This is a genomic window from Kitasatospora sp. NPDC088742, from assembly GCF_055584905.1.
Genome location: NZ_JBVJLD010000020.1, coordinates 39,958 through 63,551, shown reverse-complemented (window position 1 = coordinate 63,551; position 23,594 = coordinate 39,958). Strand labels below are relative to the sequence as shown.

Below are 23,594 nucleotides of genomic sequence, written 5' to 3'. Positions count from 1 at the left end.
GGGTCCTTGACACTCCCCGGCGGCGCCGAGATATTTACGGACGCTCCGTTAATAATGCCATCCCCCACAGCGCATTCCCAGGAGACGACCGATGAAGCCAAGGCTCCACCGACGCCTGCTCGGCGTCGTGATCTCCCTGGCGGCGGCGGGCACCGGCCTGACCACCGTGTCCGCACCCGCCGCCCACGCCGCCACCTTCGACACCTCCCCCGCCGCCGCGAGCATCCAGCGCCTGCTCCCGGCCCAGGCCGCCCAGTTCACCCTGCTGCCGGTCGACCGGACCGCACCGGGCGTCGACTCCTTCTCCGTCTCCGGCGCCCCCGGCGCGATCCGGGTGTCCGGCACCAGCCCGGCCACCCTCCTCACCGGCGTCGGCTGGTACCTGCGCAACGTCGCGCACGTGGACGTCGGCCTGCCCGGCACCAGCACCTCCGCGCTGCCCGCGACCCTGCCCGGCGTCCCCACCGCGTACACCAACTCCTCGGTGGTGCCGCACCGTTACGCGCTCAACGACGTCGACAACGGCTACACCGGCGCCTACCGCAGCTTCGCCGACTACCAGCGCGAGATCGACGTCCTCGCCCTGCACGGCGTCAACGAGGTGCTGGTCACCGCCGGGGCCGAGCAGCCCTACTACCGGACGCTCCAGCAATTCGGTTACAGCGCGGCCGAGTTGCAGTCCTGGGTGCCGGCCCCAGCCCATCAGCCCTGGTGGCTGATGCAGAACATGTACGGCTCCTCGGCCTCCCCCGTCTCCGCCCAGCTCATCGCAGCCCGGGCCGCCGTCGGGCGGCAGATCTGCGACCGGCTGCGCGCGCTCGGCATGACCCCGGTGCTGCCCGGCTACTTCGGCACCGTCCCGGCCGACTTCGCCACCCGCAACCCCGGCGCCAACGTGGTCGCCCCCGGCGGCTGGGTCGGCTTCACCCGCCCGTCCTGGCTCGACCCGAACGACCCGCGCTACCCGGCCGTCGCCGCCGCCTACTACGCCGACCAGGCCGCCGCCTTCGGCGAGACGACCATGTTCAAGATGGACCCGCTCCAGGAGGGCGGCAGCGCCGGGAACATCGACGTGACCGCCGCCGCCGGCGCCGTCCAGCGGGCCCTGCTCACCGCCCACCCCGGCGCCACCTGGGCGATCCTCGGCTGGCAGGACAACCCCTCCGACGCAGTGCTGGCCGGTGTCGACAAGTCGAGGATGCTGATCGTCGACGGCCTCTCCGACCGCTACCAGAACCTCGACCGGGAGGCCTCCTGGCACGGCACCCCGTACGCCTTCGGCACCATCGCCAACATGGGCGGCAAGACCACCCTCGGCGCCAACTCGGCGGTGTGGACGGCCCGTTTCCGGCAGTGGCTGGCCAAACCCGGCAGCGCGCTGAAGGGCATCGCCTACATGCCCGAGGGCACCGGCACCGACCCGGCCGCCTTCGCCCTCTTCGCCGACCTCGCCTGGTCGGCCGCCCCGATCGACCAGGCCGCCTGGTTCCGGGACTACGCCACCGCCCGCTACGGCGGCGCCGACGCCAACGCGGCCGCGGCCTGGGAGAAGCTGCGCACCGGCCCCTACTCGATGCCGTCCGGCAGCTGGGCCGAACCGCAGGACAGCCTCTTCACCGCCCGGCCCTCGCTCACCGCGAGCAGCTCGGCCAGCTGGTCGCCCGGGGCCATGCGCTACGACCCGGCCACCGTCCAGAGCGCGCTGAACAGCCTGCTCCAGGTCGCCCCCGCGCTGCGCACCACCGACGCCTACCGCTTCGACCTGCTGCACACCGCCCGGCAGGCCCTGGACAACCGCGCCCGCGCGCTGCTCCCGCAGATCAACACCGCTTACACCGCCAGGAACCTCACCACCTTCCGCTCCCTGACCGCCGAGTGGAACGCCGACCTGGCCGCCCTCGACCGGCTGATGGCCACCGACAGCCGCTTCCTGGTGGGCAGTTGGCTGGCCGGCGTCGACGCCTGGGGCGCCACCGCCGCCGAGAACGACCGGCTGCGGTACGACGCCCGCTCGCTCATCACCACCTGGGGCAACCGGTCCCAAGCCGACGGCAACGGCCTGCGGGACTACGCCGCCCGCGAGTACTCCGGCCTGATCAACGACCTCTACGCCAAGCGCTGGGCCGCCTACTTCCAGTCCCTGGAAACGGCGTTGAGCACCAACACCGCCCCGGCCGCCGTCGACTTCTTCGCGATGGACGACGCCTGGGCGCATGCCACCACCAGCTACCCGACCACCCCCACCGGCGACGTCTTCACCGTGGCCTCCGCCATCGCGGCCTCCCTCCCGCCGGTCACCCCCGCCGGCCCGGTCACCGGCACCGGCGGCACCTGCGTGGACGTCACCGGCGGCAACTCCGCCGACGGCACCGCCCTGCAGCTCTACGCCTGCAACGGCACCCCCGCCCAGACCTGGTCCTCCCCCGGCGACGGCACCCTGCGCGCCATGGGCAAGTGCATGGACGTCCGCAACGGCGCCGTCACCCCCGGAACCGTCGTCCAGCTCTACACCTGCAACGGCACCCCGGCCCAGGCCTGGACCCACCGCCCCGCCGACCACACCCTGCAGAACCTCAAGTCCGGCCTCTGCCTGGACGCTTCGGGCGGCGGCACCGCCAACGGCACCGCGCTGATCGTCTGGACCTGCACCACCACCCCCAACCAGCGCTGGACCGTGCCCGCCTGACGCGTGTTCACGAAAACACCGCTCGCGGGGCAGGGTGACGGCCGACGGCGTCGACATCCCTGCCCCGCGCGCGAGACGCCGGGCTCAGACCGTGGTGCGCTTCCAGTGCTGGTTCTGGCCGGTGCCGCAGGTCCACTGCTCCAGCGGGGCGCCGTCGGAGCTGGACTGGTTGGTGACGTCCAGGCACTTGCCGCTGTGCCGGGCGGCGAGCTGGACGTACGCGGCGATGTCGGTGGCCTTGGGCTTCCACTGCTGCGAAGGCCGGCCGTCACAGGGGTTCTGCACGACGAGCGCGCCGTCGGCGGTGGAGGCGTCGGCCACGTCGAGGCACTTGCCGCTGTGCCGGGCCATCACCTGGAGGTAGCCGTTGCCGGTCTTCTTGAACCAGAACTGCTCGTTGATCTCCGGGCTGCAGCCCCACTGCACCACCGGGGCCGCGTCGCGGGTGTCGAAGTTGGCGACGTTGGCGCACCGTCCGCTCTGACGGCCCGTCAGGGTCTCCCAGAGCACGTTCATGCCGCGCACGGTGCCGGTGGCGGTGTCGACGGTGAGCTGCGGCGAGTAGTCCATGGTCATGGTGGTCCTGGTGGGGAACTTCAGCGGCAGCCAGACGTACTGGGAGTCGTTGACCATGGCGCCCATGGAGTTGCCCCAGCGGTCGCCCATGTAGAGGTAGCTGGTGCCGTTGGTGCCCTGGACCGGCAGGACGTAGGCGGTCTGGGTGCGGTAGGTGGTGGAGTCGCCGACGTCCTTCAGGCCGCTCCAGGAGCCGGTGACGCTGGTGGCGGTGGCGTACTTCTGCTGGTTCGGCGACCAGCCGGTGGCGCCGGAGGTGAGCAGGAAGTACACGCCGTTGCGCTTGAACATCGCGGGGGCCTCGCGGGACTGGCCCGCCCAGAGCTTCTGCACCTGGGCGTCGACCGAGGTGTAGTCGGGGGTGAGGCGGTAGACGTGCAGGTCGGCGTTCTCGTTGGCGGCCGAGATCATGTACCCGGTGCCGTTGTCGTCCACGAAGGTGGTGATGTCCCGCGACATCTCGCCGAAGGGGCGGAAGCTGCCGCGCCAGGCGTAGTCACCGTCGACGGTGTCGGAGACCGCCACCGCCGCCTTGGCCTCGCCGTAGTCCCGGCTGTTCTCCTTGTGCATCCACATCACGAACTTGCCGGTCGCGGCGTTGTACATCACCTTCGGCCGCTCGATGTTCGCAGAAGCCAACTCGGGATCGGTGGCCTGCGACAGCACGTGGTTGCGGAACTCCCAACTCTTCAGGTCCGCCGAGCGGTACGCCGACACGTACCGGAAGGTGTTGTCGGCGTTCCGGTCCTCACCGAACCAGTAGTAGAACTCGCCGACCTTCACCACCCCACCACCGTGGGCCTGCACCGGGTTGCCGTTCTGGTCGGCGAACTGCGTCGCGTTGTCGATGGTCACGGTCGCGGCCCGGGCGGTGCCCACACCGCCCAGCAGGGAGAGGAGGAGGGCCGTGAGGACGGCGGACACCGCGGGGATGCCTCGGGCTCTGAGGGCTCTGAAGGACATGGGTGGGTACCTCTTGCTGTTCGCTTCGGAACGTGACGGGTCCGCGGTCCGGCGTGGAGGGGGCGCCGTGAGGGAGGGCGGGCACTGCTGTCACGCGAGGGGCGGAGGCGATGGGCCGACTCGCCGCGCACCGTGCGGTCGCGCCGACGGATCATCGTCGTGTCCGCGTTAACACGGTGTGGTGAGGAGAGTCTGTAAGCCCCGTCCGGCCGTGTCAATAGTCCGGAAACATCCGTGAATCATTCGGGTACGGCCGTCGACCAGTTCTTCTGCACCGTGCGCTGCGCCGCCGCCAGCTGCTGCGAGGTCGGGAAGGCCGGGGTCCCCTCCACGGTCGGCAGCCGCCCGGCCAGGGTGCGGTCGAGGGTGCCGTCCTGCTCCATCTCCGCCATCAGCACCGGCCGTGCGTACCCCGCCAGCCGGAGGTTCTGCCCCTCGGGGCTCGCCAGGTACTCCTCCCAGAGCCGGGCCGCCGCCGGGTGCGGCGCGTCCTTGTTGACCGCCTGGGCGTAGTACTGCGAGAAGCTGCCGTCGAACGGGATGGACACCCGCCAGTCCACGCCCCGGTCCCGGAGCTCGTCGGTGTGCACCAGGTTGAGGAAGTCCCACTCGATGCTGATCGGCGTCTCGCCGCGCACGATGGCGTCCGGGTTCGGGTTGCCCCGGTTGTAGTTGCCGACGTCGTCCAGCCTGGAGAAGAAGTCGATGCCCGGCTGGATGTCGCCGAACGAGCCCCCGCCGGCCAGCGCCGCCGCGTAGACGCCCGCGAAGGCCGAGCCGGCGGTGGTGGGGTTGCCGTTGAGCGCCACCATGCCCCAGTACTCGGGCTTGAGCAGGTCCAGGAACGAGACCGGGCAGTGCGCGACGCGCTTGGCGTCGCAGCCGATCGAGACGTAGCCGCCGTAGCTGTTGTACCAGCGCGCCTTCGGATCCTTCTGGGCGTGCGGGATCCGGTCGAAGCCCACGGTCCGGTACGGGGCCAGCAGGCCCTGCTCGGCCGCCGACTGCGCGAAGGAGTCGCCGAGGTCGAGCACGTCCGGCGCCTCGGGGCGGCCCTTGAGCCGCTTGATGTCGTCGATCTCCTGCTGGCTGGAGCCGAAGGGGTTGTCGACCACCACCTCGATCCCGTACTTCTTGGCGAAGCCGTCGATCAGCCCGCCGTAGTTGGCCCAGTGGCGCAGCAGCGTGGTGGTGTTCAGCCGCCCCTCCTGCCGGGCCGCCCTGACCAGGGCGTCCATGCCGCCGAGCTCCGCGGCGGTGACCGCCCGGGACGGTGTGACGGCTGTGTCGTCGCCCGCGCCGCAGCCGGCCAGGGCAGCGGCCAGCAGGACGAGCGAGGCGGAGAACGCGGCGAGGCGGCTCCGCGGGGATCTGACCACGACGCCTCCATGGGTGAAGGAAGCCGGCCCCCACGCACCGGCCGTCGGAATTCCCCCTGGTCACGGCGTCGGTGGGCCTCCAGCGTACTCGTCCGGGCCGGGAGCGCACCGCCGGGCTGACGGTCGGTCAGGGCCCCGGGCCGCCGTCAGAGCTCCAGGTCGTCCCAGTCGCCGCCGAGGAAGTCGGCGAAGGCCTCCTCCTCCCCCGCGCCGGCCTCCAGCGACTGGGAGGCCCAGATGGTCTTGCCCCGGACCGAGTAGCGGGTCCCCCAGTGCTGGGCGTACTGGGCGACCAGGAAGAGGCCGCGGCCGCCCTCGTCGCTCTCCTTGGCGCGGCGGATGTGCGGGGCGGTGCTGCTGCCGTCGGAGACCTCGCAGACCAGCGTCCTGGTCTTCAGCAGCCGGACCCGGATCGGCGGCTTGCCGTAGCGGACGGAGTTGGTGATCAGCTCGCTCAGGATGAGCTCGCTGCCGAAGGTGAGGTGGTCCAGGCCCCACTCCTCCAGCTTGCGGGTGCAGGCCCGGCGGACGGGGCCGACCGCGGCCGGATCGGGTTCGACGTCCCAGACCGCGACCAGCTCCGGGTCGAGCAGGTGGGTCCCGGCGACCAGCAGGGCGATGTCGTCGTCGGGGCGGACGGGCAGGGTCTCGGTCAGCGCGGCGCGGATCTGCTCGGGTGTCCGGCCGGGCCCGGCGACCGCCGTCAGGAGGGAGGCCAGCGCGGTGTCCAGGTCGCGGTGACGGGCCGTCAGCAGGCCGTCGGTGAACAGGACCAGCCGGGAGCCCTCGGGCAGGGTCAGCTCGGCGGTCTCCACCGGCAGGCCGGCGCCGAGGCCGAGCGGCGGGGAGACCGGCGGCTGCAGCAAGGTCGCCGTGCCGTCCGGCAGCACCACGGCGGCCGGGAGGTGGCCGGCGGTGGCGGCGGTGGCCGTGCCGGAGACGGAGTCGTAGACCACGTAGAGACAGGTGGCGCCGGTGATGGCCGGGGCGTCGTCCTCGGCGTTCTCGTCCTGGACGTCCAGCCGGGCCACCAACTCGTCCAGGTGGCCCAGGAGTTCGTCGGGCGGCAGGTCCAGGGCGGAGAAGTTGTGAACGGCGATCCGCAGCCGGCCCATGGTCGCGGCGGCGTGCAGCCCGTGGCCGACCACGTCGCCCACCACCAGGGCGACCCGGGCGCCGGGCAGCGGGATGACGTCGAACCAGTCGCCGCCGACGCCGGTCCGGGCAGGGAGGTAGTGGTGGGCCAGCTCCAGGGCGTCCTGCGGCGGCAGCGCACGGGACATCAGACTGCGCTGCAGGGTCACCGCCATGGCGTGCTCGCGGGTGTAGCGGCGAGCGTTGTCGATGCAGACGGCCGCCCGGCCGGCCACCTCCTCGGCGAAGGAGACGTCCTCGGCGTCGAAGGGCGCGGAGTCGCCGGAGCGCCAGAAGTTGACCAGGCCGAGCACCACGCCGCGGGCCTGGAGCGGCACCACCATCAGCGAGTGGATGCCGGAGTCGAGGATCCGCTGGGCCCGCTCCGGGTCCTGCGAGCGCCAGCCCGGGGAGGCGGCGAGGTCCGCCTCGACCACCGAGCGGCCGCCGTGGACGCTGCTGGCCATCGGGGTGCCGGGGACGAAGTGGATCAGGCGGCCGACCGGGTAGAGCGGGTGGTCCTCGGCCAGCCCGGCCACCGCGCTGCGGCGCAGCTCGGAGCTGGCCCCGTCCGGCTCCTCGCCGCGCAGCACCGGGTCGCGCAGCTCGACGGTGACCACGTCGGCGAAGCCGGGGACGGCCACCTCGGCGAGCTCCCGGGCGGTGCGCACCACGTCCAGCGTGGAGCCGATCCGCATGCCGGCGTCGTACAGCAGCCGCAGCCGGGCGCGGGCCAGCTCGGCCCGGCCGGAGAGGGCGCGCAGCTCGGTGGTGTCGCGCAGGGTCACCACGCTGGTGCGCGGGCCGCCGTAGGGGGTGGTGGAGCGCTTGTTCAGCGCCAGCAGGCGGCCGCCCGCCTGGTGCACCTCGTCGTCGGCGGCGCGGTCCGCGGTGAGCAGCTCGACCGTGGCGGGTTCCAGGCCGAGCTCGGCGACGTTGCGGCCCTCGGCGTCCTCGGGGAGCTCCAGCAGCCGTCTGGCCTCGTCGTTGGCGAGCAGCAGGCGGCCGTCGCCGCCGGTGATCAGGACGCCCTCGCGGACCGCGTGCAGGACGGCGTCGTGGTGCTCGTACATCCGGGTCATCTCGGCCGGGCCCAGGCCGTGGGTCTGCCGCCGGAGCCGGCGGCTCACCAGGGCGGCGCCGCCGGCCGCCAGGGCGACCGCGACGGCGGCGGTGGCCAGGAAGACGGGAAGCTGGCGGTTGACCGCGTTCTGCACCGACTCGACGGTGAGCGGGGCGGAGACGATGGCCACCACCTGGCCGGTCTGGTCCTTCACCGGGGCGGCGGAGATCACCGAGAGGCCCAGCGCGCCGTGGAAGGTCCTGGTGAAGGCCTGGCCCTCGGCGGCCTCGGCGTAGGGGCCGATGACGTGGCGGCCGAGCTGGGCGGGATCGCTGTGGGTGAGCGTGATCCCGTCCAGCTTGTAGACGATCAGCGCGTCCACGCCGGCGTCCTTGCGCGCGGCCTCGGCCAGCGGCTGCAGCACGGCGGTCGGGTCGGGGGCGGCCAGCGCCTGGAGCAGACCGGGGGCGTGTGCGAAGGACTGGGCGGCGGCGGTGGTGCGGTGGCGGGCGTCGGCCATGGTGTCGCGCCGGGTCTGCACCACCACCGCCACCAGGGCGGCGACCACCAGCAGGGTCACCAGCAGCAGCTGGAGCAGGAAGACCTCGCGGGCGAAGCTGCGGGGCGCACCGGGGTGGCGGCCGGACCGCCCGCCGTGCCCTCCCGGTTCCGAGGTCATGTCTCCCATTTATCCCGCCCCGGCCGCCACCGGCAAGGCGTGGCCGCCGCGGGGCGGCGGGCTACTCCTCGGTCGGGCCCAGGTCCGGGGCCTCGCTCAGTTCCACGCCGAGCCCCCGGTGGGCCGCGTGCAGCTCCAGCACCACGATCTCGTTGGCCCCCGGGCGCAGCACCGGCCCGGGCAGGTAGAGCGAGCGCTGCGGTCCGCGGGACCAGTGCCGGCCGAGGTGGAAGCCGTTGACCCAGACGTTCCCCTTGGTCCAGCCGGGGAGGTGGACGAAGGTGTCGGCGGCCGTGTCGAGGTGGAAGGTGCCGCGGTGGAAGGTGGGGCCGACCGGTGCGGTGACGGTCTCGGTGAAGGCCAGTCCGGCGAGGTCGGTGAGCGGCAGCGGCAGGCTGCTCCAGCCGGTGATCTCGGTGCCGTTCAGCAGGACCCGGCCGAGCAGGCCCTTGCGGTCGTGCAGGCCGGCGCCGTAGTTGACCCGGCCCTGGTTCTCCACCAGGACGCTCAGCAGCGCGCCGGGCCTGGGCACGGTGAAGGCGATCGCCCGCTCGTGGTCCTCGCGCGACAGCACGCCGACCGGCTGGCCGTCGACGAAGAACTGGGCCCGGTCGTGCACCGCGTCCGCCTCCAGCAGCACGGCACCCTCGGCCGGCAGCGTGGTCCGGTAGAGGACGTAGCCGAAGTCCTGGCCCAACTGCTCCATGGTGAGCGGGCGTTCGGCGAGCACGGGGGTGCCGAGGTAGGGCAGGTTGGCGAAGAGCGGGGTGCTCTCGCCCAGCCGGACGAGGCCGGCCGCGGCCTTGGGGCCCGGTTCGGGCGCCGGTTCGGCCGGGACGGGGGCGTACTTGGCGATCACCTGGCGGAACAGCTGGTACTTCTCGGTCGGGTCGCCCGCCTCGTCCAGCGGGGCGTCGTAGTCGTAGGAGCCGACGGTGGGCCGGTAGGTGTGCTTGTCGTTGGCGCCGTTGGTGAACCCGAAGCTGGTGCCGCCGTGGAACATGTAGAGGTTGACGGAGGCTCCGGTGGCCAGCAGGGTGTCCAACTCCTCGGCGGCCTGAGCGGGTTCGCGCACCACGTGGTGGCCGCCCCAGCGGTCGAACCAGCCGATCCAGAACTCGGCGCACATCAGCGGCCCGGCCGGCTGGTGGGCGCGCAGCGCCGCCAGGCCCTGCTCGGCGCGGCTGCCGAAGTTGACGGTGGCCAGCACCCCGGGCAGCGAGCCCCGGGCCAGGTCGGAGGGCTGGTCGCAGGTGAACAGCGGGACGTCGACGCCGCAGCGGCGCAGCAGCCCGGCCAGGTGGGCGAGGTGGGCGGTGTCGTCGTCGTACGCGCCGAACTCGTTCTCGACCTGGACGGCTATCACCGGGCCGCCGTTGGTGGCCAGGTGGCGGCTGAGCGGCGGCAGCAGGCGCTCGAAGTAGTCGTCCACCGCGGCCAGGTAGCGCGGGTCCTGACTGCGCAGCAGGATGCCGGGGTCGGCGAGCAGCCAGGAGGGCAGGCCGCCGCCCTCCCACTCCGCGCAGATGTACGGGCCGGGGCGGAGCAGGACGTGCAGCCCCTCGGCGGCGGCCAGGTCGAGGAAGGCCGACAGGTCCAGGCCGCCGTCGGTGCGCAGCTCGCCGGGGGTGGGCTGGTGGAGGTTCCACGGCACGTAGGTCTCGACCGTGTTGAGGCCCATCAGGCGGGCCTTGCGCAGGCGGTCGGCCCAGTGCTCGGGGTGGACGCGGAAGTAGTGCAGGCCGCCGGAGATGATCCGGAAGGGCTGGTCGTCGAGGCGGAATCCCTCGTCGGTGATCTGCAGGACGGGCATCGGGACGGTGCTCCAGGGGATGAACGGGGCCGGTGCGGGCGGGTGGTGGGACCGCCCGCACCGGTCTGACGGATGGTCAGGGCGTGGTGACCTTGAAGCCCTGCTGGGTGCCGTACTCGGTGATGCGCTTCTGCCAGGCGCCCAGGCCGGCGTCGATGCCGGTGCCGAAGGTCTGGCCGACGGTGTCCTTGAAGACCGAGTTGGCGTAGACCTGGTAGGGCAGGTACTGCCAGCCCTTGCCGACCTTGCCGGAGGAGTCGGCGAAGACCTGGTTGGCCTTCTGGCCGCCGAGCGAGGTGAGCGGCTCGTCGAGGAAGGCCGGGTCGTTCAGGAGCTGGGTGGTGGCGGGGAAGAGGCCGTTCTTGTTGAGCGAGCGGGTGGCCTCGGGGTCGGAGTTCAGCCAGATCGCGAAGGCCGCGGCGGCGGCCTTGTTCTTGCTGCTGCTGGGCACCGCGACGGCGGAGCCGCCGTTCTCGGCGGAGACGGCCTCGCCGGCGCTCCACTGCGGGATCGGTGCGGCCCGCCAGTCCTTGGCGGTGTCGGGGATGGTGGAGGCGATGTTGCCGGGCGCCCAGGCGCCGGTGATCCACATGGCGTACTGGCCGGTGTTCATGGACTGCCACCACTCGTTGGTCCAGCCCGGCGAGGGGTCCACCAGCTTGCGGCCGACCAGGGAGGTCCACAGCTCGGCGACCTTCTTGGCCCCCGGGTCCTGGAGGTTCACCGAGACGGAGGAGGCGTCCTTCTGCTGGAACGGCCGGCCGCCGGCCTGCCAGAGCAGGCTGTCCAGGCCGCCCGCGTCGTTCGGGTCGAGCGAGGTGATGAAGCGCTTGGGGTCGGAGGCCTTGATCTTGACCGCGGCGGCCTCGAACTCGGCCCAGGTCTTCGGCGGTTCGATGCCGAGCTGGTCGAGCAGCTTCTTGTTGTAGAACATCGCCATCGGGCCGGTGTCCTGCGGGACGGCGTAGACGCCGTCGTGGATGGCGACCTGGGACCAGGCGGACGGGGTGAACTTGGACTCCAGGCCGGCCGCGCCGTACTCCTTGAGGTCGACCAGCCGCTTGGACATCGCGAACTCGGGCAGCGCGAAGTACTCGATCTGGGCCACGTCCGGGCCACCGCTGCCGGCCTTGACGGCGGTCTGCAGCTTGGTGTACTCGGTCGCCGACTGGCCCGCGTTGACCAGGTTGATCTTGATCTTGGGGTACTTCTGCTCGAATAGCGCCACCGTCTTGTCGAGGTTGGGCGCCCAGGTCCAGAAGGTCAGCGTGGTCGGGGTGTCCAGGGCCTTGGCCGGGTCGGTGCTTCCGCCGTCGGAGCCGCCGGAGGAGCCGCAGGCCGTGAGGCCGAGGACGAGCGCGGCGGCCGGGACGAGGGCGAGCAGTCTGCGGCGTGAGGGGGTGGTACGGGTCATGGCGTGACTTCCTTGCTCGGATCGCGGAGGAGCCTGGACGTGGGAGGGGTTCTGACGGTGGGTCACTCCTTGACGCTCCCGGCCGAGAGGCCGGACTGCCAGAAGCGCTGGAGGAAGAGGAAGGCGACGACGAGCGGGATGACCGCCAGCACGCTGCCGGTGATGACGAGGGGGTAGAAGCCGGTGGTGGTGGCGCCGCTGCCGGCCGCGCCGGTGGCGAGCGCGTTCCACTGGTTGAGCCCGACGGTCAGCGGGAACCACTGCGGGTCGCTGAGCACGATCAGCGGCAGGAAGTAGTTGTTCCAGGTCGCGACCAGGGAGAACAGCAGCACCGTGACGAAGCCGGGGGCGAGCAGCCGCAGCGAGATGGTGAAGAAGGTCCGGATCTCGCCCGAGCCGTCGATGCGGGCGGCCTCCAGCATCGAGTCCGGCACCGCGCCGATCGCGTAGACCCGCATCAGGTAGACCCCGAACGGGCTGACCAGCGAGGGCAGCAGGACCGCCCACGGGGTGTCGATGATGCCCGCCTTGCTGAACAGCAGGTAGGTGGGCACGGCCAGCGCGGTGCCGGGGATGGCGACGGCGCCGAGGACCACGGCGGCCAGCAGGTTCCGCCCGCGGAAGCGGTACTTGGCGAGGGCGTAGCCGGCGGCGGTGGAGATGAAGGCCGCGCCGCCCGCGCCGACCACGGCGTACAGCAGGGTGTTGGCGAACCAGCGCAGGTAGATGCCGTCGTCGTGGGTGAGGACCTCGCCGATGTTGTCGAAGAGGTGGAAGCCCTTGCCGAACCAGAGGCCGAAGCTGCCGGCCAGCGAGCCGGAGTCCTTGGTGGCGGACATCAGCAGCCAGACCAGCGGGAGCAGGGCGTAGACCAGCATCAGGCCCATCGCCAGGGTGAGCGCGGTGCTCGGCCGGCGGCCGCCACGGCGTCCGCGGGCTGTCGTGTTGGCGCTCACAGGCTCTGTTCCTTCCGCATCGACCGGGCCTGCACGGCGTAGGCGACCACGACGGTCACCCCGCCGAGGACCACGGCGACGGCTGCCGAGTAGTTGAACTGCTGGCCGTTGAAGGCCAGGTTGTAGGCGTACATGTTGGGCGTGTAGCTGGTGGAGATCACGTCGGGGGCCAGCGACTGGAGCACGTTGGGCTCGTTGAAGAGCTGGAAGGTGCCGATGATCGAGAAGACCGTGGCCAGGGCCAGCGCGGGCCGGAGCGCGGGGAGCTTGATGCTCCAGGCCTTGCGGAACTCCCCCGCCCCGTCCATCTCGGCGGCCTCGTACAGCTCGTGCGGCACGGTGCGCAGCGCCGCGTACAGGATGAGCATGTTGTAGCCGACGTACTCCCAGGTCACCACGTTGCCGATGGAGGCGAGCATCCAGGAGCCGCCGAGCAGGTCGGGGACCTCGGTGTTCAGGGCCTCGCCGATCTGGCCGACCAGGCCGAACCGGTCCCCGTACAGGTAGCCCCACATCAGCGAGGCCACCACGGCGGGCACGGCGTACGGGACGAAGATCCCGACCCGGAACAGGGCCGGCCAGCGCAGCCGCCCGCTGTCGATGGCCAGGGCGGCCAGCAGCGCGAGGACGAGCATGACGGGCACCTGGACCAGCAGGAACAGGGTGACCCGCCACAGGCCGGCCCGGAACAGGTCGTCGCCGAAGGCGCGGACGTAGTTGTCGAAGCCGACGAAGACGTTGCCGCCGACCAGCCGGTCCTGGAACAGGCTGAGGTAGGTGGCGTAGCCGAGCGGTGCCGCGATGCCGATCACGAAGACGATCAGGAACGGCGCGAAGAACAGGTAGCCGTAGGACCCGTGGCCGGACCGGGCGCTGCCTGGTGCTCTGCGGAACCGGCCTGATGGTCGGTCCGGTACGGCCGGGGCCGGGGGGTGCGACGTGCTCACTGTGTGCCCTTCGCGGCTGATGTTTACGCCAACATGAAGCTGCGGATGAGTCTTGACCGCTGATGGCGGGCCAGTCAAGGCCCGTTCACGCCGCGATGCGTCTTCGTGATGAAACCGGACCGTAACTCCCTGGCCACCGGGGGGCGTGCGGATCTGTCGCCCCTTCAAAGAGCTCTGGTTACTTGCCAGTTGGCGGAGCGGCCCAGGTCACGAGCGGGTCTCGGTGGCTCCTTCGGCTTGACGCGGGGCGGCGTGGCGGGCCACATTGCTTCCACCTCGTTCGAACATGTTGGATTCTGATCGCTTCTGAGGCTGCACCGCTCTGGCGCCCGCGTCCCCGGGCCTGCCCTCTCCGGCCCGCCATGGCCTTCCCCTCCCGTATGCCGCGTGCCCCGACCCCGGCGCGCGTTCCAAGGAGTTCCCATGATCACCACCAGTGCCACCCGTGCCACCCGTGCCACCCGTGCCGCCTGCGCCGCCGGCCTGCTGCTCGCGCTGGGCCTCACCACTGCCTGTTCCACCGGTCAGTCGGCCGTCTCCGGGGGTGAGGCTTCGGTCGCTCCGGTCGACGGAAAGATCTCGCTCACCTATCTGCAGAAGCAGGGGGATCAGGAGTACTTCGTCGGTGAGGCGGCCGGCGCGAAGGCGAAGGCCGCCGAGCTGGGCGTCGAGCTGAAGGTGGTGAACCTCGGCAGCGACGCGAACAAGACGGTGAGCGAGGTGCAGTCGGCCCTCGCGCAGAAGTCCAACGGTGTGATCGTGGTGGTGCCGGATCCGGCGGTGGGGCCGCAGGTGGTGCAGCTGGCCAAGGACGCGAAGGTGGCCTTGCTGACCTCGGACGACCAGATCTGCGCCACCGGCCCCGACCCGTCGGCCTGTCCGAAGGAGAGCCTGGTGCCGCGGATCGGCTTCTCCGGGCAGCAGATGGGCGGTGAGGTCGGCAAGCGCGCGGCGGCGGAGTTCGCGAAGGCCGGCTGGAGTGCGGCGGACACCCGTACGGTCTCGGCGTGGAAGCAGGACGTCACCGTGTGCGGGGACCGGGTGAAGGCCGCCAAGGACGCGTTCACCGCCGCGGTTCCCGGGGTGCAGAACATCGATGTCGCCACCGACAACACCCCCACCGGTGCGCAGGACAAGATCGCCGCTACCGTCACCGCCAACCGGGGCGTCAAGCACTGGGTGGTGTGGGGCTGCAACGACGAGAACGTCCAGGGCGGTGTCACCGCGCTGGCCAACGCCGGGGTGAAGGCGGAGGACGTGATCGGCGTCGGGCTCGGTGCCTACCTGGCCTGCAAGGAGTGGAGCGGCGGCAAGCCCTCCGGCATGAAGGCCGCACTCTTCATCAACGGCAAGGACGTCGGTGCCCTCGCCGTCCAGACCATGGTCGACAGGCTCAAGAACGGCAAGGCCTTCCCCGCCGAGGCCTTCGCCCCCACCACCATGGTCGACGCCACCACCTGGAAGAGCGCCGGCGTGTCCTGCGGCTGAGCGCTCCCCTGATCCGACCGGCCCACCCCCCTGACCAGGGCCGGTCCACCGCCGCCTCCGGCCGCGAGGCCCCCTGCCCGGCCGGAGGCGGCCGCCACCCTCCGAACCACCCCAACGAGGTGATCCGTCATGTCCGCAGCGCACTGCCCACCCGGTTCGGCGCCCCGGCCGCCCACCGCAGCCGCCTCCGTCGTGGGCGTCACCAAGCGCTTCGGCTCCGTACAGGCCCTGCGCGGTGTGAGCCTCGACTTCCCGGCCGGCCGGGTCACCGCCCTGATGGGTGAGAACGGCGCCGGGAAGTCCACCCTGCTGAAGATCCTCACCGGTGACCACCAGCCCACCGAAGGCCACGTCACCCTGAACGGGCGGGCCGTCCGTCTGGCCTCGCCTGTCGACGCCCGCCGGGCCGGGATCCGGATCATCCCGCAGGAGCCGGAGATCATCCCGCACGTCTCGGTCGCCGAGAACGTCTACGCCGGCGCACTGCCCCGCCGAACGGGACGGCTGCTGGACCGCGCCGGGCTGAACCGCCGGGTACGGGCGGACCTGGAGCGGATCGGCTTCGCCGACGTCCTCGACCCCGACCTCCTCGGCTCCCAACTCACCCCCGCGCAGCGCCAGTTGGTGGAGATCATGCGGGCCGTCACGGGTGAGGCGAAGGTGATCGCCTTCGACGAGCCGACGTCCTCGCTGTCCGAGCACGAGGTGGACGCGCTGTTCGCCCTGATCCGGCGGCTGCGGGATCAGGGCATCGCGATCGTCTACGTCTCGCACCGGATGCGGGAGATCTTCCAACTCGCCGACCGCATCGCGGTGTTGCGCGACGGACAGCTCGCCGGAGTCCAGGACGCCGCCACCACCGGTGAGGGTGAGCTGGTCCGCCTGATGGTCGGCCGCGACCTGTCCTCGATGTTCACCCGCAGCCGGGTGGCCACCGACCGGGTGGTCCTGGACGTCAACGGCGTCACCACCGACCACGTCCACGGCATCGACCTCAAGATCCGGGCCGGTGAGGTGGTGGGCCTGGCCGGGCTGATCGGCGCCGGGCGCTCCGAGCTTGCCCTCGCGCTGGCCGGTGATCTGCCGATCCGTCAGGGCAGCGTCACTCTGGACGGGGTGAGGCTGCGCCCGGGCCGCCCCGGTGAAGCGATCCGGGCCGGCCTCGGCCTGGCCCCCGAGGAACGCAAGGCCCAGGCCCTGCTGCTGCACCGCACCATCCGCGACAACACCTCCCTGGTCGTCCTGGACCGGCTGCGCCGCTTCCGGTTCGTCAGGCGCGGGGCGGAGAAGGCGCTCGCCCAGGAGTACACCGACCGGCTGCGGGTGCGCACCCCCTCGATCGAGCACGAGGTGCGCAAACTCTCCGGCGGCAACCAGCAGAAGGTCGTCCTCGCCCGCTGGCTCGCCCGCAAACCCAAACTGCTGATCCTGGACGAGCCCACCCGGGGCATCGACATCGGCGCCAAGGCCGAGATCTACCAGATCATCGCCGACCTCGCCGCCGAAGGCGTCGCCCTGCTGGTCATCTCCTCCGAACTCCCCGAAGTCCTCGGCCTCGCCGACCGGATCGTGGTCATGCAGAACGGCCGCATCACCGGCGAACTCGACCGCACCGAAGCCACCGAGGAAGCGATCCTCGCCCTGGCCATGGCCGACGACCTCGCCCCCACCACAGGAGCCACCCCGTGACCACCACCACCGTCCCCGCTGCCACGCCCACCGTCCGGGTGCTCAGTCGCCTCAACGGACAGAACCTCAGCCTCATCGGTGCGCTGGTCCTGGTCCTGGCGCTGTTCGGCATCCTGAACGACAACTACCTGAGCCTGACCAACCTTCAGGTGATCGCCGAGGCCGCCACCATCACCGGCCTGCTCGCCGTCGTCCAGACCGTCGTCATCATCTGCGGTGGCCTCGACATCTCCGTCGGCTCCCAGGTCGGCATCGCCTCGGTCGTCTCCGCCATGGCCTTCACCTCTGCGGGCAACAACCCCCTGGCCGGCATGGCCGCCGCCATCGCCGTCGGCGTCGTGGTCGGCCTCGTCAACGGCCTCGTCATCGTCTACGGCCGCGTCAACCCCACCATCGCCACCCTCGCCGGACTCGCCGCCTACAAGGGCATCGCCCAACTCCTCTCCGACGGCCGCGCCCAGGGCTACGTCCTCAACGACGACGTGTTCGTCTTCCTCGGCCGCGGCAAGATCGCCGGACTCCCCGTCATGGTCTGGCTCCTCATCCTCACCGCACTCGCCGTTCACGTGCTGCTGAAGTACACCGACATCGGCCGCAACCTCTACGCCATCGGCGGCAACGACACCGCCGCCCGCCTCGCCGGCATCCGCATCAACAAGTACCTCATCGCCGTCTACGCCCTCATCGGCCTCGTCGCCGCCATCGCCGGCATCCTCCTCACCGCCCGCACCGGATCCGGCCAACCCGTCTCCGGCAGCGAAGGCCTCGAACTCAAGGCCATCACCGCCGCCGCCCTCGGCGGCTGCGCCCTCAAGGGCGGCAAAGGCGGCATCGGCGGCACCCTCCTCGCCGTCGCACTCCTCGGCGCCCTCGAAAACGGCCTCACCGTCCAAGGCATCAACACCTTCTGGCAGAACGTCGCCCAAGGCGCCCTGCTGGTAGCCGCCGTCGTCATCCAGCAGCGCCGCACCGGCGAACGCGCCATCGGCCTCCCCGCCTGACGCCACCACCCCAGGACCTCCGTTCCCGAACGGGTCGCACAGGGCCGCCGCAGGGCCGCGGCGGCCCGGCCCCGACGGGAACGGCTGGGCGGCAGGCCGCCGAGGGTCGGCCGGGCCGTCACGGGCTGCCGGTCTTCACCTCCCCCACCGGGGAGGTGAAGACCGGCAGTCCACTTTTGCGTTCCTTCTGCGTACCCTCATTCGAGCGGCGGAGGGTCCCGCCGCTACCATGTTCACGCAGCCACGTGAGGAAGGACCGGTATGGAACAACGTGCGACGCCCGGCGCCACGTCCAAGGGCAAGCAGCGCCCGCCCTCCCAGGCCGATGTCGCCGCCCTGGCCGGAGTCTCGTCCCAGACGGTCTCCCGCGTCGCCAACCACCGGTCCAACGTCGAGCCCGAGACCCGTGACCGGGTCCTGTCCGCGATGCGGCTGCTCGGCTACCAGCGCAACAGCGCGGCCCGGGCGCTCACCCTGGGCCGCTTCCACGTGCTCGGCGTCGTCGCCTTCGACATCGCCGCCCAGGGCAACGCCCGCACGCTGGCCGCCATCTCGCACGCCGCCCAGGCCGCCGGCTACTCGGTGAACGTGGTCTGCGCCGAGGAGCAGACCGAGGACGCCGTCCAGCAGGCCGTCCGCCAGCTGACCGACCAGGCGGTGGACGGCCTGGTGGTGATCGAGGCCCAGATACTCGACCGGCGGGGCTTCAACGTCTCGTCCGGCGTCCCGGTGGTGGTCGCCGACGGCGACCCCGAGCGCCGCTTCCCCTCGGTGGACACCGACCAGGCCGCCGGGGCGACCGCCGCCACCCGGCACCTGCTGGACCTCGGCCACCGCACCGTCTGGCACCTCGGCGGGCCGCAGGACTCGTACGCCGCGCGCCGCCGCGCCGCCGCCTGGCACTCCACGCTCAAGGCCGCGGGCGCCCCGGTGCCGCAGCTGGAGCTGGGCGACTGGACGGCCGCCTCCGGCTACCGGATCGGCAAGGCGCTGGCCGACCGCCCCGAGGTCACCGCGGTCTTCGCCGCCAACGACCACATGGCCCTCGGCCTGATGCTGGCGCTGCGCGAGGCCGGCCGCCGGGTGCCGGAGGACGTCAGCGTGGTCGGCTTCGACGACGGGCCCGAATCGGCCTTCTTCGCACCACCGTTGAGCACCGTGCGGCAGGACTTCGAGGAGGTCGGCCGCCAGTGCGTGCGGCTGCTCCTCGACCAGATCGAGGCCCCGGCCGGCGAGCGCCCCGAGAGCCGGCTGATCTCCGTGACGCCCGAGCTGGTCGTCCGGTCGAGCTCCGCCCGCCCCCCGGCCGCGTTGATGGCATGACGAACGGCGCACCTCCCCCGGAGGTGCGCCGTCCTCATCCCTGCGGTCGGGAGGTGTCAGCCGAGCTGGATCTGCTGGGTGGCCCCGCCGGTGCAGGGGCGCTGCACCAGCTGGGCCCCGTCGGCGGGTGAACTCCCCGCCACGTCGAGGCACTTGCCGCTGTGACGGGCCATCAGGGTGACGTAGCCGGTCGCGGTCGTCCGCACCGACCACTCCTGGTTCCGGGCGCCGGAGCAGGTGTACTGGACCACCGGGGCGTCGTCCACCAGGGACTGGCCCGCCACGTCCAGGCACTGCCCGGCGTTCCTCCCGGCCACGGTGACGTAGCCGGGGCTGCTCGGGCGCAGAGACCACTGCTGGCTGGTGGCGGTGCCGCAGCCCTTCTGGATCACCACCGTGCCGGGCACGGTCGAACTCCCCTGCACATCCACGCACTTGGCGCTCTGCCGCAGCCGCAGGGTCTTCCAGGTGTCGGGGGCCGCGCCGCGCATCCGCCAGAGCTGGTTGGTGCCGGTGGTCGGCTGGTAGACCCCGACCGGGGCGCCGTCCTGGGTGGCCGCGCCGGAGACGTCGAGCAGCAGGCCGGTGGCGAGGTTGACCACGGTGCGGCGGCCGTCACCGGTGTCGGAGAGCATCCAGAGCTGCCGGTCGGAGCTGGCGGCCGTGGCGAAGCCCAGGGCGCCGGCGGTGGAGACGGTCAGCGCCTTGCCGTTCTTGGCGTTGGTGATCCGGTAGTTCGCGGTGCTGTCCCAGCCGCCGGCCACCTTGGTGAAGGTCCAGCGCTGCGCGGCGTCGGCGGTGTCGGGGACCCGCTGGACCGGTCCGGTCTGGCTGGTGGCGCCCGCCGAGAGCGCCAATCCGCTCTGCTCGCCGATCAGTTGGCGCACCGGGCCGGTGGGCGCGGTCACCGCCGAGGGGTCGACGCCGGTGGCGCCGGGGATGACGAAGGTGGTCACCGAGGCCGGGCCGACCGTGACGGTGAGGGTCTTGGCGGCGGTGGTGGCCAGGTCGCCCTCGCGCTGCACCTGCTTGGTCGCGTCGGTGGTGTACCGCTGCACGGGGACGGAGCCGTCGACCGTCTGGAAGCCGCCGAGGTCGAAGGTGACGGTCTGCGGGGCGCCGGTGGTGTTGGTGTAGACCGCGACCGCGCCCGCTCCCCCGGGCCGCAGGGCGGCCAGGGTGTCGGCGGAGTCGGTATCGATGACCCGCGCGCCGGGGCGGACGTAGCGGCTGTAGTTGGCCATCGTCCAGTACTTCTTGTTCTTGCGGACCGGCTCGGCGGCCGGGTCGGCGGCACCGAGGTCGACCTGGATCAGGCCCCAGTTGGAGTTCTCCCGGCCGGGCGTCATGTTGGCGTAGTCCTCGACCGCCTGCCAGGTCACCCAGGCGCCGGGCTCGAGTTCGCGCAGGTCGCCGTTGATCCGCCCGGCCAGGTCCAGGCCCGGCGCCATGTCGGTGAAGCTCTGCGGCCCGCTGCCGCCCAGGTCCACCTCGGACATCCAGAGCGGCTTTCCGGAGCCCTTGGCGATGTCGCGGACGCCGGTGCGGCCCCCCGTGCTGTAGGTGTGGGTGTTGAGCTTGCCGACGGCGGCGCGGACCGCGGGGGCGTAGGAGTTCCAGTTGTCCCGGAACAGGTTCGGGTCGGTCTCGTCCATCCCCGACACCGGGGTGGCCAGGCCCTTGCCGTCCAGGGCGGTGCGCAGGCTGGAGACCATGTGCGCCTGGGAGTCCTTGTTCCAGTGCGAGCCCTCCTGCCGCCCGTACGCGCCCCAGTAGCCCGTCCCGGGCTCGTTCATCGGCGAGAGCGCGCCGAAGGTGACGCCGGTGGCCGCCTGCACCCGCTGGACGGCGCCGGCCAGGTAGGCGGCGAAGCGGTCGTACTGGTCGGCCCGGAGGTTGTCCTCCCAGCTGTTGGCCGCGCCGGAGACCACGCCGCTCCTGGTCATGAAGTACGGCGCGGAGTTGGAGAACGCCTCGAAGGTGTCCGCGCCGCGGGACTTGGCGGCCTGGAGCCACCAGCGCTGGTTCGGGTCGGCGGCGTCGTTCCAGTGCGTCGGGTCGTTCGGGTTCCACCAGTCCACCGGCTCGGTCCAGCCCGTGGTGCCGCCGGGCGGCGGGCCGTAGGCGGCGGGCCGGTTCCAGAGCCCGGGCACCGCGGCGCCCGGGCGCAGGTAGGGCTGCGTCTCGGGGCTGTCCCCGCCGCCGATGTTGTACCGGGCGACGGTGAAGCCGAGGCCGTCGGCGCCGTAGAGGGCGTCGGCCAGTTCGTTGCGCTTGGCGTCGGGCCAGCCGCCGGTGACCTCGGCGAACCAGGCGAGCGAGGTGCCCCAGCCCTGGAACGGGGCCTGCTGGTAGGACGGGTCGAGCCGGACGGTGACCCGGGCGGCGGCCTCCTCGGCAGCGGCGGCGGGCGGGGCGGCGAGCGGGCTCGCCAGCAGGGCGGCGGCCGCGGCGAGGGCGATTCGGGCGGACCTGGATTGACGGAGTGTCACGTGAGCTCCCTGGTGGGTCGGGGGCAGGCAGGGAGACGCCCCTCCGCCGGGCGCGGCCGGAGGGGCGTCGGAGAGGAAAGGGGCGTCAGGCGGCGGTGCGCTGCCACTGCTGGTTGGTGCCGGTGCCGCAGGTCCACTGCTCCAGCGCGGTGCCGTTGGCGGTGGACTGGTTGGTGACGTCCAGGCACCTGCCGCTGTGCCGGGCGATCAGGCGGACCCAGCCGGTGGCACCGCTGACCTTCTGCACCTGCCACTGCTGGGAGGTCTGGCCGGAGCAGGTGTTCTGCACGACCAGCGCGCCGTTGGCGGTGGACCCGCCGGCCACGTCGAGGCACTTGCCGCTGTGCCTGGCCATGATCTGGACGTAGCCGTCGCCGAGGTTCTTCAGCCAGAAGTCCTGGTTGGCGCCGTTGCCGCACTCCCACTGGATGAGCTGGGCGGACTGGGCGAAGGAGTAGCCGCTGACGTCTGCGCACCTGCCGCTCTGACGGCCGGTCAGGGACTCCCAGGTGACGTTCATCCCGGCGACCGTGCCGGTGGCGGTGTCGAGGGTGAGCTGCGGCGAGTAGTCCATCGCCAGGGTGGTGTCGGTCGGGAAGCGCAGCGGCGCCCAGACGTACTGAGAGTCGTTGACCGTGCCGCCCATGGAGTTGCCCCAGCGGTCGCCCATGTAGAGGTAGCCGGTGCCGCCGCTGCCCTGGACCGGCAGGACGTAGGCGGTCTGGCTGCCGAAGGTGACGCCGTCGCCGAGGTCGCTCAGGCCGCTCCAGGTGCCGGTGACGCTGGTCGCGGTGCCGTACTTCTGCTGGTTCGGCGACCAGCCGGTGGCCCAGGAGGTGACCAGGAAGTAGACCCCGTTGCGCTTGAACATCGCGGGCGCCTCACGGGACTGGCCCGCCCAGAGCTTCTGCACCTGGGCGTCGATGCCCGTGTAGTCGGCGGTCAGCCGGTAGACGTGCAGGTCGGCGTTCTCGTTGGCCGCCGAGATCATGTACCCGGTGCCGTCGTCGTCCACGAAGGTGGTGATGTCCCGCGACATCTCCCCCAGCGGACGGAAGCTGCCGCGCCAGGCGTAGTCACCGTCCACCGTGTCGGAGACCGCCACCGCCGCCTTCGCCTCGCCGTAGTCCCGAGTGTTCTCCTTGTGCATCCACATCACGAACTTGCCGGTCGCGGCGTTGTACATCACCTTCGGCCGCTCGATGTTCGCCGAAGCCAACTCGGGATCCGTGGCCTGCGACAGCACGTGGTTGCGGAACTCCCAGCTCTTCAGGTCCGCCGACCGGTACACCGACACGTACCGGAAGGTGTTGTCCGCGTTCCGGTCCTCACCGAACCAGTAGTAGAACTGACCCACCTTCACCACCCCACCGCCGTGGGCGTGCACGGGATTCCCGGCGGTGTCGGTGAACTGCGTGCCGTTGGTGACGGTCACGGTCACGGCCCGGGCGGCGCCCAGGCCGCCCAGCAGGGGAAGGGCCACCGCCAGTAGGGCGGCGCACAGCAGCGATCTCAAACGTGGCATCTCGTCAGACCTTCGCGTTCTGCGATGCGACGCACTCCTAGCTGGCTGCGCAAACACGTGAGGGGCGGTCTGCGAGCGGCTTCAGGGAGTGGTCTTCTGCCACCTCGCCCCGGCGGGCCGGCCGGGGCAAGGCGCACTCTGCGCGTGCATCGTGGGTGGGGGAGGACGCTGCACCGCTGGGGCCGCACGGCACCGCTCCACGCCAACTCGGCTCTCTGACAGCTGAGTTGTCGCGAGATCGGCAACCACGGAAGGGTGACCCCGGATCGGGCACGGGGGCGGGGTCGGCCTTCCGGCAGCCCCGGCCGCCCATCCGGAGGATCCGGACGGGCGGCCACGGCCGACCATCCGTCAGCGCCCGTCCGCCCGTCCCGGCATGTTGACGCAAACAAGTGGTCGCCCAGAGTCTCGGAGGATCGCAGGGCAGTGTCAAGGCTTTGCGCGGACTTTCGGACCTACCCGGCGG

Annotated in this window: 14 protein-coding genes; 5 read left to right on the top strand and 9 right to left on the bottom strand. The window is 71.8% G+C overall.

Features of this window, described 5'->3' with window-relative positions:
• Window positions 1-91: 91 nt before the first annotated feature.
• Window positions 92-2,686 carry an alpha-N-acetylglucosaminidase gene (locus tag ACZ6ZR_RS17785; RefSeq protein WP_465643278.1) on the top strand — a complete coding sequence of 865 codons (2,595 nt, stop codon included), beginning with the start codon at window positions 92-94 and terminating at the stop codon, window positions 2,684-2,686.
• Between the two features lie 84 nt (window positions 2,687-2,770).
• Here the strand turns inward: ACZ6ZR_RS17785 and ACZ6ZR_RS17780 are convergent, their stop codons facing one another.
• From ACZ6ZR_RS17780 to ACZ6ZR_RS17750, 7 genes are all read right to left on the bottom strand, one after another.
• Window positions 2,771-4,225: an RICIN domain-containing protein gene (locus ACZ6ZR_RS17780; RefSeq protein WP_465643276.1), complete on the bottom strand. Its 1,455-nt coding sequence runs from the start codon at window positions 4,223-4,225 to the stop codon at window positions 2,771-2,773.
• A gap of 239 nt (window positions 4,226-4,464) precedes the next feature.
• A complete protein-coding gene (locus tag ACZ6ZR_RS17775; RefSeq protein WP_465643274.1) occupies window positions 4,465-5,604 on the bottom strand; it encodes an ABC transporter substrate-binding protein in 1,140 nt (379 codons plus the stop codon).
• A gap of 146 nt (window positions 5,605-5,750) precedes the next feature.
• Window positions 5,751-8,480, bottom strand: a complete 2,730-nt coding sequence (locus tag ACZ6ZR_RS17770) for a SpoIIE family protein phosphatase (RefSeq protein WP_465643272.1) — start codon at window positions 8,478-8,480, stop codon at window positions 5,751-5,753.
• A 61-nt stretch (window positions 8,481-8,541) separates the two neighbouring features.
• Window positions 8,542-10,293 carry a glycoside hydrolase family 35 protein gene (locus ACZ6ZR_RS17765; RefSeq protein WP_465643270.1) on the bottom strand — a complete coding sequence of 584 codons (1,752 nt, stop codon included), beginning with the start codon at window positions 10,291-10,293 and terminating at the stop codon, window positions 8,542-8,544.
• A gap of 76 nt (window positions 10,294-10,369) precedes the next feature.
• Entirely contained in the window at window positions 10,370-11,707 is a 1,338-nt protein-coding gene (locus tag ACZ6ZR_RS17760; RefSeq protein ID WP_465643268.1) for an ABC transporter substrate-binding protein, read from the bottom strand.
• A gap of 62 nt (window positions 11,708-11,769) precedes the next feature.
• The gene (locus ACZ6ZR_RS17755; protein ID WP_465643266.1) at window positions 11,770-12,663 is read right to left on the bottom strand and encodes a carbohydrate ABC transporter permease; all 894 of its coding nucleotides are present in this window, start codon (window positions 12,661-12,663) and stop codon (window positions 11,770-11,772) included.
• Window positions 12,660-13,610 carry a carbohydrate ABC transporter permease gene (locus tag ACZ6ZR_RS17750; protein WP_465643264.1) on the bottom strand — a complete coding sequence of 317 codons (951 nt, stop codon included), beginning with the start codon at window positions 13,608-13,610 and terminating at the stop codon, window positions 12,660-12,662. The genes ACZ6ZR_RS17755 and ACZ6ZR_RS17750 overlap by 4 nt, the downstream gene beginning before the upstream one ends.
• A 423-nt stretch (window positions 13,611-14,033) precedes the next feature.
• Here ACZ6ZR_RS17750 and ACZ6ZR_RS17745 point away from each other — a divergent pair, with 423 nt between their 5' ends.
• The 4 genes from ACZ6ZR_RS17745 (at window position 14,034) to ACZ6ZR_RS17730 (ending at window position 19,111) form a co-directional block, all read left to right on the top strand.
• A complete protein-coding gene (locus ACZ6ZR_RS17745; RefSeq protein ID WP_465643262.1) occupies window positions 14,034-15,098 on the top strand; it encodes a substrate-binding domain-containing protein in 1,065 nt (354 codons plus the stop codon).
• 129 nt (window positions 15,099-15,227) lie between these two features.
• Window positions 15,228-16,787, top strand: a complete 1,560-nt coding sequence (locus ACZ6ZR_RS17740; protein ID WP_465643260.1) for a sugar ABC transporter ATP-binding protein — start codon at window positions 15,228-15,230, stop codon at window positions 16,785-16,787.
• Entirely contained in the window at window positions 16,784-17,788 is a 1,005-nt protein-coding gene (locus ACZ6ZR_RS17735) for an ABC transporter permease (protein WP_465643258.1), read from the top strand. Before ACZ6ZR_RS17740 ends, ACZ6ZR_RS17735 begins: the two co-directional genes overlap by 4 nt.
• 261 nt (window positions 17,789-18,049) lie before the next feature.
• Complete coding sequence (locus tag ACZ6ZR_RS17730; RefSeq protein ID WP_465643256.1) at window positions 18,050-19,111, top strand: LacI family DNA-binding transcriptional regulator; 1,062 nt, start codon at window positions 18,050-18,052, stop codon at window positions 19,109-19,111.
• 56 nt (window positions 19,112-19,167) lie between these two features.
• On the opposite strand, the gene ACZ6ZR_RS17725 is transcribed toward ACZ6ZR_RS17730, so the two are convergent.
• Together ACZ6ZR_RS17725 and ACZ6ZR_RS17720 are read right to left on the bottom strand one after the other, a co-directional pair.
• The gene (locus ACZ6ZR_RS17725) at window positions 19,168-21,603 is read right to left on the bottom strand and encodes an RICIN domain-containing protein (RefSeq protein WP_465643254.1); all 2,436 of its coding nucleotides are present in this window, start codon (window positions 21,601-21,603) and stop codon (window positions 19,168-19,170) included.
• 85 nt (window positions 21,604-21,688) lie between these two features.
• Complete coding sequence (locus ACZ6ZR_RS17720; RefSeq protein WP_465643252.1) at window positions 21,689-23,128, bottom strand: RICIN domain-containing protein; 1,440 nt, start codon at window positions 23,126-23,128, stop codon at window positions 21,689-21,691.
• Window positions 23,129-23,594: the final 466 nt, after the last annotated feature.